Origin of the sequence: Parafrankia sp. Ea1.12, assembly GCF_900465275.1 — a bacterium.
GTDB classification, from domain to species: domain Bacteria; phylum Actinomycetota; class Actinomycetes; order Frankiales; family Frankiaceae; genus Parafrankia; species Parafrankia soli.
Window position 1 is genome coordinate 19,261 of the sequence record NZ_UBIZ01000405.1, and the last position, 13,070, is coordinate 32,330.

The 13,070-nt window shown below is 72.0% G+C and carries 13 protein-coding genes; 3 read left to right on the forward strand and 10 right to left on the reverse strand.

Annotation, left to right across the window (positions count from 1 at the left end):
- Nucleotides 1–13: 13 nt before the first annotated feature.
- On the forward strand, nt 14–781 hold the full coding sequence (locus tag FMEAI12_RS23645; protein WP_071059944.1) for an SDR family NAD(P)-dependent oxidoreductase: 768 nt from the start codon (nt 14–16) through the stop codon (nt 779–781).
- A 193-nt stretch (nt 782–974) separates the two neighbouring features.
- A complete protein-coding gene (locus FMEAI12_RS23650; protein ID WP_112107886.1) occupies nt 975–1,616 on the forward strand; it encodes a CatB-related O-acetyltransferase in 642 nt (213 codons plus the stop codon).
- Nucleotides 1,617–1,628: 12 nt separating this feature from the next.
- Here FMEAI12_RS23650 and FMEAI12_RS23655 read toward each other — a convergent pair whose 3' ends face one another.
- Nucleotides 1,629–2,252, reverse strand: a complete 624-nt coding sequence (locus FMEAI12_RS23655; RefSeq protein ID WP_112107887.1) for an NAD(P)-dependent oxidoreductase — start codon at nt 2,250–2,252, stop codon at nt 1,629–1,631.
- Nucleotides 2,253–2,354: 102 nt separating this feature from the next.
- Here FMEAI12_RS23655 and FMEAI12_RS23660 point away from each other — a divergent pair, with 102 nt between their 5' ends.
- Nucleotides 2,355–2,744 carry a helix-turn-helix domain-containing protein gene (locus tag FMEAI12_RS23660; protein ID WP_112107909.1) on the forward strand — a complete coding sequence of 130 codons (390 nt, stop codon included), beginning with the start codon at nt 2,355–2,357 and terminating at the stop codon, nt 2,742–2,744.
- A 59-nt stretch (nt 2,745–2,803) separates the two neighbouring features.
- Here FMEAI12_RS23660 and FMEAI12_RS23665 read toward each other — a convergent pair whose 3' ends face one another.
- The 9 genes from FMEAI12_RS23665 to FMEAI12_RS23705 form a co-directional block, all read right to left on the reverse strand.
- Nucleotides 2,804–3,811 carry a LacI family DNA-binding transcriptional regulator gene (locus FMEAI12_RS23665; protein WP_112107888.1) on the reverse strand — a complete coding sequence of 336 codons (1,008 nt, stop codon included), beginning with the start codon at nt 3,809–3,811 and terminating at the stop codon, nt 2,804–2,806.
- A gap of 151 nt (nt 3,812–3,962) precedes the next feature.
- Entirely contained in the window at nt 3,963–5,318 is a 1,356-nt protein-coding gene (locus FMEAI12_RS23670; protein WP_112107889.1) for an amidohydrolase family protein, read from the reverse strand.
- Between the two features lie 7 nt (nt 5,319–5,325).
- The gene (locus FMEAI12_RS23675) at nt 5,326–6,453 is read right to left on the reverse strand and encodes an FAD-binding oxidoreductase (RefSeq protein WP_112107890.1); all 1,128 of its coding nucleotides are present in this window, start codon (nt 6,451–6,453) and stop codon (nt 5,326–5,328) included.
- 118 nt (nt 6,454–6,571) lie between these two features.
- On the reverse strand, nt 6,572–7,696 hold the full coding sequence (locus FMEAI12_RS23680; RefSeq protein WP_112107891.1) for a CaiB/BaiF CoA-transferase family protein: 1,125 nt from the start codon (nt 7,694–7,696) through the stop codon (nt 6,572–6,574).
- Nucleotides 7,693–7,899 (reverse strand): hypothetical protein, encoded by a 207-nt coding sequence (locus FMEAI12_RS23685; protein WP_112107892.1) that lies wholly within the window; start codon nt 7,897–7,899, stop codon nt 7,693–7,695. Before FMEAI12_RS23685 ends, FMEAI12_RS23680 begins: the two co-directional genes overlap by 4 nt.
- A 131-nt stretch (nt 7,900–8,030) precedes the next feature.
- Nucleotides 8,031–9,725 (reverse strand): TIR domain-containing protein, encoded by a 1,695-nt coding sequence (locus tag FMEAI12_RS23690; RefSeq protein WP_112107893.1) that lies wholly within the window; start codon nt 9,723–9,725, stop codon nt 8,031–8,033.
- Between the two features lie 289 nt (nt 9,726–10,014).
- Nucleotides 10,015–11,223 (reverse strand): hypothetical protein, encoded by a 1,209-nt coding sequence (locus FMEAI12_RS23695; protein ID WP_112107894.1) that lies wholly within the window; start codon nt 11,221–11,223, stop codon nt 10,015–10,017.
- On the reverse strand, nt 11,220–11,747 hold the full coding sequence (locus tag FMEAI12_RS23700; RefSeq protein ID WP_235014364.1) for a SigE family RNA polymerase sigma factor: 528 nt from the start codon (nt 11,745–11,747) through the stop codon (nt 11,220–11,222). Before FMEAI12_RS23700 ends, FMEAI12_RS23695 begins: the two co-directional genes overlap by 4 nt.
- A 146-nt stretch (nt 11,748–11,893) precedes the next feature.
- On the reverse strand, nt 11,894–13,033 hold the full coding sequence (locus FMEAI12_RS23705) for a PP2C family protein-serine/threonine phosphatase (RefSeq protein WP_112107896.1): 1,140 nt from the start codon (nt 13,031–13,033) through the stop codon (nt 11,894–11,896).
- Nucleotides 13,034–13,070 lie beyond the last annotated feature (37 nt).

Here is a 13,070-nt window from a genome sequence, read left to right on the forward strand (position 1 = left end):
CCCTGGAGACACCATGACCAACGTGCTGGACCTGTTCCGGCTGGACGGCAGGGTCGCCGTCGTCACCGGCGCCAGCTCGGGGCTCGGCGTCGGCTTCGCCCGCGCGCTCGGCCAGGCCGGCGCGGACGTCGTGCTCGCCGCCCGCCGCGCCGACCGCCTCGAGGAGGTCGTGCGGGACGTGCGCGGGACGGGACGGCGGGCGCTCACGGTCACCACCGACGTCAGTGACCCGGAGCAGTGCACCGCCCTCGCCGAGGCGGCGGTCGCCGAGTTCGGCCGGATCGACATCCTGGTCAACAACGCCGGAGTCGGCACCGCGGTACCCGCCCTCCACGAGCGGCCGGAGGAGTTCCGGCGGGTCATCGACGTCAATCTCAACGGCGCCTACTGGGCGGCGCAGGCGTGCGCCCGGGTGATGGAGCCGGGCTCGAGCATCATCAACATCGCCAGTGTTCTCGGGCTCATCAAGTCCTACGCACCGCAGGCCGCCTACGCCGCCAGCAAGGCCGGGCTGATCGGGCTGACCCGGGACCTGGCGCAGCAGTGGTCGGGCCGCCGGGGGATCCGGGTGAACGCCATCGCCCCGGGATACTTCGCCTCCGAGATGACGGCACAGATCCCACCAGACAAGCTGATGACGTTCATCGGCAACACCAGCCCGCTGCGCCGGCTCGGCGAGCAGCACGAGCTGGACGCGGCGGTGGTCTTCCTGGCCGGTCCGGGAGCCTCCTACATCACGGGATCAACGCTCGCGGTGGACGGCGGCATGTCCGGCCACTGAACCCCCACCCCCAGCCAGCTGGCCGGGACCAGACCGGCGTCGGCGAAGTGTGGCGGGTGGGCGTGTCCATAGACTCATCAGACCGCCACACATCATGACGATCAAGGCTGGGGATCGGACAAAATAGGTTAAAGGGTGCAGGGTTGGGTTCTGGGGGGCCTGATGGGTCTGGGCTGATGGGAGGTGGTTGGTGATGGCGGACGTGCCCGCCGATCCGACCGTGGTGCACCCGGTCCCCGGCCAGCCGCGGGTGGTGCTGCTGAAGCCGCTGTGCACCTCGCCGCTGATCGAGGTCGGGGAGTTCTCCTACTACGACGACCCCGACGACCCGACCGCCTTCGAGACCCGCAACGTGCTGTACCACTACGGGCCGGAGAAACTGGTCATCGGCCGGTTCTGCGCGCTGGGCGCGGGCGTGCGCTTCATCATGAACGGCGCGAACCACCGCATGGACGGCCCGTCGACCTTCCCCTTCCCGATCATGGGCGCTTCCTGGGCCGAGCACTTCGACCTCATCACCGGCCTGCCCGGCCGCGGTGACACCGTGGTCGGCAACGACGTCTGGTTCGGCTACCGCGCCATGGTGATGCCCGGCGTCCGCATCGGCCACGGCGCGATCATCGGGTCCGGCTCGGTCGTCGTGGACGACGTCCCCGACTACGGCGTGGTCGGGGGCGACCCGGCGCGGCTCCTCCGCCTGCGCCACAGCGAGGCGGACGTCGCCCGCCTGCTGGCGCTGGCCTGGTGGGACTGGCCGATCGAGCACATCACCCGGCACATCCGCACCATCATGGCCGGCAGCGTCGACGGCCTCGAGGCCGCGGCCCCCAGGTAGCCGGGCGCGGGGTCACGCCTCCCGGACGATGAGCGCCGCGCGGTGGTGGCCCGGTGTCCCGATCTCGTCGAGCAGCGCGATCGCGAAGTCGGCGTAGGTGATCCGGCTCGCCCAGTCCGCGTGCCCGGCGACGCGGTAGCGGCCGGTGCGCGTGCCGTCGTGATCGAAGTCGCCGGCGGGTGCGACGTACACCCAGTCGAGATCGCGGCCCCGGAGCTCGTCGAGACCCGCCGCATGGCCGAGGGCGAAGGGACGGTACTCGGTCGGGAAGGCGGGCTCGTCCATCAACGGGACACCGGACGCCCCGGCCATGATCGAGGCGAGGCCGACCATCACCAGGCGGCGCACCCCGGCCGTCGGCAGCCCGGTGCTCAGCGCACGGGCCGACGCGGTGAAGAAATCGTGGGACGGCACCGCCAGGTCGACGGCGGCGCTGATGGCGGCGTCGTGCCCGGCCGCCACCTCCTCGACACTCGCCACATCGACGACGTCGCCCCGCACTACCCGCACGTCGGACGGCATCTGGTGACGCGCCGGGTCGCGCACCACGGCGGTGACCTGGTGACCGCGCCGGCACGCCTCGGCGACGGCCTCCCGGCCGGCCCGACCCCCGGCGCCGAAGATCACGATGTTCATGCGGGACCGCCTCTCACCGGAGCCGGAGCCCTCACGCCCGGCCAGTGCCCGGACGCTATGGGGGACAGCGGTTACCTCCCGGATAGCGGCTACCATGCCGCCATGAGGGAACCACTGCCCTCCGACATGTTCGACGAGCTGTGCCCGTCCTCGCTCAACCCGATCCGGTTCGGCGACAAGTGGGCGGCTCTCGTCATCCGGTGCCTCGAGCACGGCCCGCGCCGCTTCTCCGAGCTGCGGGTTCCGCTGCGCCGGGTCTCTCCCAAGGTGCTCACCGCGTCGCTGCGCTCCCTCGAGCGGGACGGCCTGGTCAGGCGCACCGTGTACGCCGGGCCGAGCCCGCGGGTGGAGTACGAGCTGACCCCCCTGGGCCGCAGCATCCTGGAGCCGATGGCCGCCGCCTGCGCCTGGGCGGAGGAGCACTGGGACGAGCTGCTCGAAGCCCGGGAGGCGCACGACGGCGCGGGCCGCCTGGACCCCACCGGCTCGTGACGAGCCCGCCCGGCGGCCCTGACCGAGGCGTCCCGGAACACTGACCGCTGCTGCTCAGGTCACGGACTGTTTCTCTCGCCGGCGGAGCCGCGGGGGACCAGTGTCGGCTCGAAGACGATGCTGACCGCTTCACCGGGGCGTTCGACGACGAGCTCGGCTGCCCGCCGGCCCATCTCGTACGAGGGCTGGGTGATCACGGTGATCCCGAGTGCGGTGGCCCAGGGAAAGTCGTCCATCGTCACGAACGCGATGTCGTCGGGAATGGCGAGGCCGCGAGCCGTGAGCGCCGAGTACGCGGCGACGGTCAGGCGGCCCGTGGCGCAGGCGACCGCGTCCAACGGCGTTCCGCGAGCATGCGCGCGCGCGAGGAGCGCGCCGACAGCATGGTCGGCCTCTTCCGCCGTCTCGGCGACGGCCACCGCGTCCGCGGGCAGCGGACGTCCGAGCTCGATGAGCGCCTGCCGCAGCCCCGCCGTGCGCTCGAGCTGGGACGGGCGGCTCCCGGAGGTGACGACCCCGACGGACGACCGCCCGCACCCGGCCAGATGCCTGGCCATCAGACGACCGGCCCCGACGTTGTCGAGGCTGACGGCGTGCAGGTCGGGCGGAGGGTTCCGCACGGTACGCGCGACGATCACGCACGGCGTGCCGGTCTCGGCCATGCGGCGGGTGCGGCTGTCGGTCTGCTCGCCGGCGGTCACGATCAGGCCGCGCACCCGGTGCTCGTCCATCATCCTGACGAGCGCGATTTCATGGTCGGCCTGGCGGAACGTGTTGGCGAGCATGACGAGGCTGTCGTTGGCGGCGGCCACGTCGTCGATGCCACGGATCAGGTCGAGGTAGAAGGGGCTGCTCAGGTCACGGATGACAACACCGATCGTGCTGGAGCGACCGGCGAAGATACTTCTGGTGAGCGCGTTGGGGCTGTACTCCAGCGCGGTGACCGCCTCCCGCACCCGGGTCGCGGTCGCCTCGGTGACGGCGCCCCCGTTGAGCACGCGGGAGACCGTCGCCGTGGAAACGCCGGCGTGCGCGGCGACGTCACCGATGGTGACTCGCTTCGCCATGGTCGCTGCGCGTCCCTCCGAACGGTTCCGGCGGTGCCCGGTCAGGCCGCCTGGTCGGCCGACGCTCCGGTCGGGTGCCCTGCGGGCTGACGTCCCGGCGGCCGTCCAGTCGGTAGGCGGCCGTCGGATGCCCGGTCAGGAGGGCGGCCCGTCAGCGGGCGACGCACCGGCCGTCGCGAACGGCGAACCTGCCGCCGACCATGACAGTACCCACGTCGCGGAGCTCCGCCGGGTCGGTCACCACCAGGTCGGCGATCGCCCCGGGGACGACACGGCCACGGCGTGGCGCCAGGCCGGGGATGGCGTCCGCGGCGTTGGCGGTCGCCATCGCGACCGCGGCCGGCAGGGTCACCACGCCCGCCCGGACGGCCCGGTCGATCGCGAGCAGGACCGGGTCGTGGTGGCCGCCCGCGTAGTCGGTCGAGATCGTGTCGACCAGCCCCGCGGAGAACATCGCGTAGAGCAGCTCGGGGCCGGTCGTCAGCCGCCGCGCACCGAACGTGTCGAGGGTGGAGACGTCCACGACAGCGCCGAGCTCCTTGAGCCGCTCGGCGTGGTCGAGGGCCTCGCGCAGCCCGAAGCTCGAGTGGTTCGAGTGCCCCGCGACCAGTGGGACGTCGGTCCTCGCGATGGCGGCGACCTGGGTCATCGACGCGGCCGCGTTGTGCACCACCACCGGGACGCCTGCCTCACGGGCCTGGTCGGCCGCCTCCGTGAGCCCGCGCAGCGCGACGTCGAAGGCCGGCAGCACGACGGCCGAGACGATCTCACGCGCCTCCTCGGCCGACAGTCGGCCCGCCAGCCCCGCGTCCGCGAGCGCCCGATCGACGCCGTCCCGGTCGAACGCGGACGCCGAGATGTGCCGGCCCAGCACCGCGTCCCGCAGCCCGCTGGCCTGCCGCGGCGTGATCGTCACGCCGCTGCGCCGCTCGATCTCAACCGGGATGTACCGGTAACACGCCCCTCCCCCGCCGAGGGTGTGCCCGGCCCCGATCTCGCCGAGGGCCACCGCGCCGGCGTCGACTGCCTGCCGCGCGGTGAACCTCCGGTTCGCCTCGGTGAGACCGCCGCCGTCCACGATGGTCGCCGCCGCCAGGCAGGCCGGGGTGTTGCAGGAGGCGAGCCGGACGTTGACCGGATGTGCCTCGTCCGTGCCGGCGAGATCCGCCGCGGTGACGAAGCCGTCCACGCAGAGCACCGTCGTCGTCCCCTCCAGCAGGTGCCGGTCGAGGTTGGCCAGCACCTGCTCGCGCGGCAGGCCCACCTGCCCGCTGGGGAACAGCGGCCCGAACGCGGTGCCGTGGGTGTGGTTGTTGACGAGGCCCGGAAGCACCAGCCTTCCGGCGCAGTCGACGATCTCGTCAACGGCGACGTACGCCTCGGCGGACCGGGTGGGGGTGATCTCGCGGACGGTGCCGCCCACGACGATGATGTCGACGTCGCGCCGCGGTTCCCCTCCCCGGCCGTCGACGAGGTCACCTCCGTTCAGGACGACCGTGCGCGTCATCCGCCCCTCACCGGGCCCCCGCCGGGTGGAACCGCTCGAACCGGAAGGCGGCGAGCTCGTCGCCGTGGTCCTCCCCCGCCACCTCCGCCGCGACCAGGTCACCGGCGTGCACGCTCAGGGTCACACCGCTGTGCGAGACGGCGAAATGGAAGTTGGGCAGCTCGGCCGCCCGCCCCAGCACGGGCAGGCCGTCCCCGGGAATGGGCCGTTCACCGATCCGGACCTTCTCCACCGTCGCCGCCCGGATTCCCGGGTAGAGCACCCGGCTCGCCTCGAGGATCGTCTCGACCGCCGATCCGTCCGCGCTCATTTCACCGTTGCCGGAAATACGCACCGCGCCGTCGATCGCCTGGGTGTGCAGCAGCAGCCGTCCGCCCCCGTCCGGCCGCAGGTGGACGTCCGGCGCGTGGATGACGCGGGATACCGAGACGGTGACCGGGGAGGTGTGGACGAGCACGCCGTGGGTGTTGCGCATCGGCAGATCCAGGCCGGCGAGCCCGGCGATCGCGCCGGCGCGCGGCCCCGCGCAGTTCACGACCGCGCCCGCGGAGATCGAGCGACCCGAGGCGAGGCCCACGGCACGTACCAGTCCAGCGGCGATCCGCAGGCTGACGACCGGGTCGTCGGTCACCAGCTCGGCGCCCCGGGACACCGCCCTCGAGAGCAGGTGGCCGACCAGGCGGGCCGGCTCGACCCACCCCTCCCGCGGGAAGTAGGCGATCTCGTCCGCCGGAAGCGCGGCGGGATCCACGTCCGGTTCGAGCTTCAGCGCCTCGGCCCGGCTGAGCCAGCGCACCTCGTACCCGTAGGCGACGACGGTGGCGACCTTCCGGCGCAGCACCTCGTGCTCGTCGTCGGCGGTCTCCCACCGCAGGTTGCCGGACTCGTGGTACCAGTCGCCGGCGGGCGTCTCGGCCGCCAGCCTGCGGTGGGCGTCCATCGCCGCGACCCCGAAAGCGTGGTACGGGTGTGACTGCTTGCTGGAGGCGTTGATCCAGGCGAACGTCGCACCGGAGGTGCCGCCCGCGGGGGCGCCGGCCTCCACGATGACGACCCGGGCACCGCGGCGCGCCAGCGAGGCGGCGACCGCCGCGCCGTAGGCACCGGCACCGATGACGACCACGTTCTCAGCCATGCCGATCCTTTCCCTCCGGGCCGTCGGCTCTCGCCGCGTCACGCACTCTTGAAACTAGTTTCAGTAACTAGTTTCACCCTGACTCACAATGCCCGCACGGTCAACCAACAGGGCCAGCTCAGATGATGCCGTCGGCCCGCAGTCGGGCGAGCTCCCCGTCGGGGACGCCGGCGGCGAGGAGGATCTCGTCGGTGTCCGCGCCGAGTGCCGGCGGTCCGGTGGTGGGCGTCGACGACCGTCGTCCCTCGGCGTCCCGGAGCCGGACCGGCGTCGCTGGCACCAGCGTGCCCATGACGTCCACGAGGGCTCCGCGTGCCGAGGCGTGCGGATCGGTCAGCAGATCCGGGCCCTCGTTCACCGCGCCGATCGTCGCGGCGGGGTCCGACTCCATCCACTGCGCCGCCGGCCGGGTGACGAAGACTTTCTCGAAGCGCTCGGCCATCGCCGCCTGCTCCTCGACGGGGGCCGTGAGCCGGTCCGCCAGATCGTCGGCGTCGAGGACCCGGCAGAGCGCACGCCAGGTCCGGGACTCGGCCGCCGAGACGCTCACCCACCGGTCGTCGGCGCATCGGTAGAGCCGGCGGCCCGCAGCCCATCCCAACTTGGGCGCACCGGCGGTGAACTGGGCCGGCATGCCGGACAACAGCCACGTCGAGGCATCCGTGATCGAGGCGTCGACGAAGCAGCCGGTTCCGGTTCGGGCAGCGCCGGCGAGCGCGGCGGCCACGGCCATCGCCGCGACGGCACCGGCCATGGGCGCGGCGATCGCCGTCTGGGGCATCCACGGGAGCTGCTCGGCCATCGCGGCCAGCGCGCCGGACTGACCGAGAAAGGTGACCTCGTGGCCGGCCCGTCCGGCGTAGGGGCCGTCAGCGCCGAAGGCGGACAGCGCCGCCCACACCAGCCGTGGGTTGACGGCTGCCGCCTGCGGATACCCGAAGCCCGCCTCCTCCAGGGCACCCGGGCGGGAGCTGTCGACGACGGCGTCCGCCCCGGCCACGAGCCGGCGGAGCACGTCGAGCCCCGCCGGCCGCCGCGTGTCGAGGGTGATGGAGCGCTTGCCCCGGTTGAGGCCGATGTGGGCGGGCGACGTCCCGGCCGGGCCGCGGAGCGGATCGCCGGCGCCAGGGGCCTCGACCTTGACCACCTCGGCGCCGAGGTCGGCCAGCAGCAGGGTGCAGTACCCGCCGGGATGGTGCCGGGCGAGGTCGAGAACGCGGACCCCACGCAGAGGGAACGTCACCCGCCAAACCTATGCAGGTATCGGGCGAGCTGGTCGAGGGATGTGATGCGGTCTGGCTCGTCGTGCGGGCCGAGGCCGGCCGGGGCGACCGCGGCCAGCACCGCGTCGACGTCGCCGAACCTCGCCCAGGTGGACGCGTAACAGGTCAGGTAGTCGGCGAAGAGCCGGTCAAGGCGTCGTCGGTGCCGGCAGGGTGCCGTCAAGATCGAAGATCACTGCCTGGAGCGGTGCTGTGGTCATCGTCCCGAGTATCCATACGACGCTCGCCGTGCCGGGGCTCGAGAGCGCAGCCGTGAATCCGGCGCCAGGCGCCCGCGATCCATCGGATGTCCCGTCAGCCGACCCGGCATCCGGAGGGCGCCTGCCCGTCCGGGGCCTGGACGTACGCCTTGTAGGCCGCGTCGTGCAGCGGGACCGCCTGGCACAGACCGGAATCGGCGAACGACCACGGGGTGGGAAACCAACCCGGCGGGTGCGCCGGCCACAGGTCGTGCTCGAAGTCCTTCCTCCGTTCCTGGAGCATCCGCGCGACGAAGGCGACGAGCGGCCGGTCCGTCGACTTCATCGCGACCACGCCGTTCGGCGTTCCGAAGGTGCTGACCTCGTGCACCCCCGGATATTCCGGGCCGAGCGGCAGTGCCACGAATGGCTGACTCACGTCCGGGTAGACGGTGGACCATTCCTCGGCGACGGCGACGCGACCGTCGTTCAGCGGGACGAGCCTGATCATGTGCCCCTTGGCGAGGTAGTCGCTGATCAGCTTCGTCGGGGCACCAGCTGCCCAGAAGACGGCGTCCACCGGGGCCGTCGAGGATGGATCCAGTCGTGGCAGCGCCGTCTTGAGCCCCTCGTCGGGGCTGCTGTCCACCTTGCAGTTCCAGGTGTCCTGCACGTACCGGATGAGCACAGTGCTGATCTGGTTGGTGCCCGAGCTGTCCCGTCCAGCGAGAACCTGCTTCCCGCACAGGTCGACGAGTCTACGGATGGGCGAGTCGGGCGGCACGATGAGGTGCACGATGTCGTAGTAGACCTGCCCGACGTAGCGGAGACCGGCGATGGGACCGCCGTTCTCCGGACGGAAATCCCCCAGCCCGCGTTCCGCGTCCACCGGGACGTTGAGCTGGGCGAGGCTGAGGGTGCACTTCGGGTCCGCGGCGAGGGTGCGCAGGCTGGCGGAGGTCCCTGACGTGCTCAGATCAGCGGTGGCCGACCAATGGTTACCGCCGTTGAGTGCGCGATCATTGATGAGGTCGGCGAGCGTCTGGGCGTACAGGCTGTAGGGCGAACCGGCCAGGCCACCCAGCACCTGTACGTCCTTACAGCCGGTGTCGGCATACGGTGACGGCCCGGAACCGCCCAGCCAGTTCTTGAGGGCGCCGGTGCCCACAATTCCACCGCCGGTGAGAGCCACGAGCAGCACCAGCGCGATCAGCACCCGTGGGACCGGCCACGGTCCGCGCCGTACCCGGCCGCCGGGAAACTTCGGCCGCGCCAGAGGCGACCGCCGTGCCGGTGTGGGCGTCTTTGCGGACGCCGTCGCCGTGGCGGCCCTACCGGGGAAGCTCGGTGGCGACTTCGGCTTGTGCCGCTGTCCGCGGGCCGCCGCCAGCACGCGGTCCCGGGCGGTGTTCTCGTCGACGTCGAACAGGTCCGTCCCGACGACCTGCCGCAGCAGGCCGGGTTGTTCGCACTCGCCGACCCGGAGAACAAGCAGCCGGCGATGGATGCCGATCGGGTCACCCGCCCAGGCCGCCGCCCATTCGGCCTCGGCGTAGGCCGAGGCTAGATACTCGGCGGAGAGCACGGCAACCGTCCTGGCCGCACCTCCTGCCGCCCGGTGCATTTCGTGAACGAAATGAGATCCGACAGCGAAATCCCAGACCTGGATGCGGGTGCTGTACCCGGCCTCCTCGAGGTTCCAGGCGATCCACTCCGCCCACGCCTCGTCGGCGGTGGCGTACGAGACGAAGAAGTCCGTCCCGGCGACATTCGCCACCGCGCCCCCGTTGTCGCAGTCCCCCGATGCCATGGGCACACACCCTGGCACAGGTGGCGATCCGCTGATGGCGCCACCCCGTCACGCCCCGGGCTTCTCCCCGTGACACCTCGTGGCTCGACCCGTTCCCCCCGCAGCGACCGCGCCGCAACCGGGCACCGGCGACCTCGGCTGCCTGATCGACCAGGTACACCAGGCCGGGCTGACGGTGAGACCGACCACCACAGGACGGCGCCGCGTCCCCGCCCCCGCCCCCGCCGACGCCGACGCCGACGCCGACGCCGAGTTCACCGTGCTCCGCCGGCGGACGAAGAAGGTCGCGTCACCAGGCCATGGACAGCAGTTCTCCGTGCCACGGGGGAAGCTTGGCCACGGCGCCGGTCGAGACGTCGATGCTGTAGCGCCAGTCGTGGCTGTCACGCAGGCGCAGATCACCGTCGACCAGGTCGACCGCCATCTGACCGAGGGAGTGAGCGGGGTCGGTGTTGCGCTGCTCGAGCAGAACCCGGGTCTGCCGGCCGTCACGGGCGTCGAGTTCCACCACCCGGGACACCCCGCTCCCGTCCGCGGCCTGTTCCGAGGCGATGACGTACACGTGCCTGGCGTCGGCGCTCAGCACCGGCGCGCTGGTCTGCGTCCGCGCCGTCGGAGTCGAGAGTCGCACCGTTCCAGGAATCAGCCGGGAGTTGGCGATCAGATCGCCCCCGTCGGCCTCGGTGTCGAGAATGCGGATGCCGTCGTCCGCTCGTGTTCCGGAGAGAAAGAAGGCGAGGTACCGACCGGTGGCGTCCCAGCTGAAGAAGGACCCGGCGCCGCCATAGGAATAGCTGGTGCCCGGACCGTTGCGGGCGAGTGTGAAGGTCTTCGTCTCCGAGGTGCCAGGAGTGACGATCTCGATGCGGTAGGGCGTGGACTGCGCCGAACCGTCGAGGTCGGGACCGGTGGGAAGCCTCCCGCGGACCAGTCGGGTGCCGTCCGGAGACGCCGAGGTGAAGTCCTCCCCGACGCCGCCGAGGTTCCGGATCTCGGTGAGGGCGGCATTCCGCCCGGAGCGATCGATGGTGAGCAGATACGCCACCACGCCCTCCATACTTCCGACCTCGGCACCCCCACGCGTGTCGCTGCCGCTGATGAAGAAGACGCGGTGGTCCTCCGTCGGGTTGAGACCGTGGAAGACGACTCCCGGCGGGTTCGGCACGCTCAGGCGCCGTGTCCCGGTCGGCGAATCCTGTTCGAAGACCTCGAGGGATCCGCCGCCCGTGATACTGACGACGAAGTGCGGCCTGGACGGGGGAGCTGCCAGCATCGCCGGATCGCGTACGTCATGACGCAGCACCACTACGACCACCCCGACAATGATCAGCACGAGTGTCGCCGCGGCGACCGGAAACGCCATGCGAGGGACGGCGGCGTATCGCCGTCGGCGGCGGTGCGTGGTGGGGGCCAGGCCCGTGGCCAGCTCCGGGACCGGCCCTGCGGCGAGCGCCGTCGCGGCGAGGGCATCGCGGAGCCGATCCTCAGTGGTGCTCATGCTTCCTCCTGCCCGAACACACGACTCAGCGTCCGCAGGCCCCTGCTCGCGGTGGAACGGACACTGGACGGGCTGATGCCCAGAACATCGGCAATCTCGTCGTCCGTGAGATCGAGGTAATAGCGAAGGACGAGGACGGCACGGCGCCGCGGGGGCAGCCGGGCCAGTGCCCGCATCACCTCAAGGCGATCCTCGCCGACAATCGCCGCGTACTCGGCCGATTCGGCCGACCAGATCGGCGGAGGGTGCGACGCGTGCAGGCGCCGGGTCAGGGCCCGGCGGCGAAGGGCCGAGTTTGCACCGTTGACGACGGCGGTACGGACGTAGGCGGGTGCACGTCCCGGGTCGCGCAGGTCAGGCCATCGTCGCTGCAGGCCGACGAAGGCGTCCTGGACGATGTCCTCGGCGGTCGCCCGATCGCCGACGAGCAGCACCGCCAGGCGGAACAGCCCCGCCCCGTGCGCCGCGAAGACGGCGGCGACCCCGGGAGGCTCACCCGCCACCAGCGTAGTTGTCTGTTTCACGCTACATAGACGCACCAGGCGCTGATCCGATGCTCACCGGGCCGAAGAATCTGTACCTCCAGGAGAGCTCGCCACCACCGGACCAGAGCTTGAGAACCTGCTCAAGCGCCCGGCGACGTCCGTCCGCTCGATCCTGGCCACGTCCACTACCCGGCCCTGAACTCCCCCGGCCCTGTCGATGTGGCCGCGGCCGACTCGCCGCCGGCTGGGAGGGCCTGCTCGGCCCCCGGCTCGGGGCGCTCCACAGCGACGAGCGCGACGTCGTCGCCAAGCGAGCCGCCGGTCCAGCAGACGAGCGCGCTGACCAGGTGCGCGTTCGCCTCGGGCAGCTCCGCGGCGGCGAACGCGTCCGACACGGCCGGGAGAAGCGGGAAGAACTCCCGGGTACCGCGGTTGCGGGCCTCGGCCAGGCCGTCGGTGTAGAAGAGCACCCGGTCAGACCGGGCGAAAAGGTAGTGGGCCACGGCCGGCGCGGCACCGAGACCGAGCGGTGGCTGCCGGTCGGCGACACCGAGTGGCTCCACGACGCCGCCCCGGACCCGCAGCGGGTCGGGGTGGCCGGCGTTGAGCAGCGACATCCGCCCGGCACGGTCGATCTGGGCGACGACCGCGGTGACGAAATCCTCGCTCTTCTCACTCCCGAAGGCGGCGACCTCGCTGTCGAGCGCCGCGACCAGATCCGCCGGATCCTCGAGCCGCCCCGCCAGCGCCCGGAAGCAGCCCAGGACACGGCTGGCGAGCCGAACCGCCTCCAGCCCCTTGCCCCGGACGTCCCCCACCAGCAGCCGCACGCCCCACCGGGTGTCCACCACCTCGTAGAGGTCTCCGCCGACGCTGGCCTCCGTGGCCGCGCTCCGGTACAGGGCGGTGAACCGCAGGCCGTCGACGACCGCCGGGACCGGGCTCAAAATGGCACGCTGCGCGACCTCGGCCACCCGCACCAGCGCGGTCAGCCGGTGCTCCCGAGCCTGGCGGGCCCGGCTCGCGACCACGGCTATCCCGCCGCCGAGGGCGATGCCGGCGAGCCGGATCACCCGCGCGATCTGGCCCCCTCCCGCATCCGGTTCCACGACCTGGTTGGCGATCTCCACCGCGCCCGCCCCGGCGAGCGCGGCGAGTGCGTAGACACCGGTCAGTCGTGGACCGACCGTGCTGGCAGCCAACAGCGGAGCCATGACCACGAGCGCGATGATGACGAAGTCGGGTCCCCCGACGGCGTCGACCACGCAGACCGCCACGATGATGACAAGCGGGACCAGCATCGCTGCCCGCGAACGGACCCGCATGACACTCACGTCGAACGTGGTACCCGTCGGGTGTGCC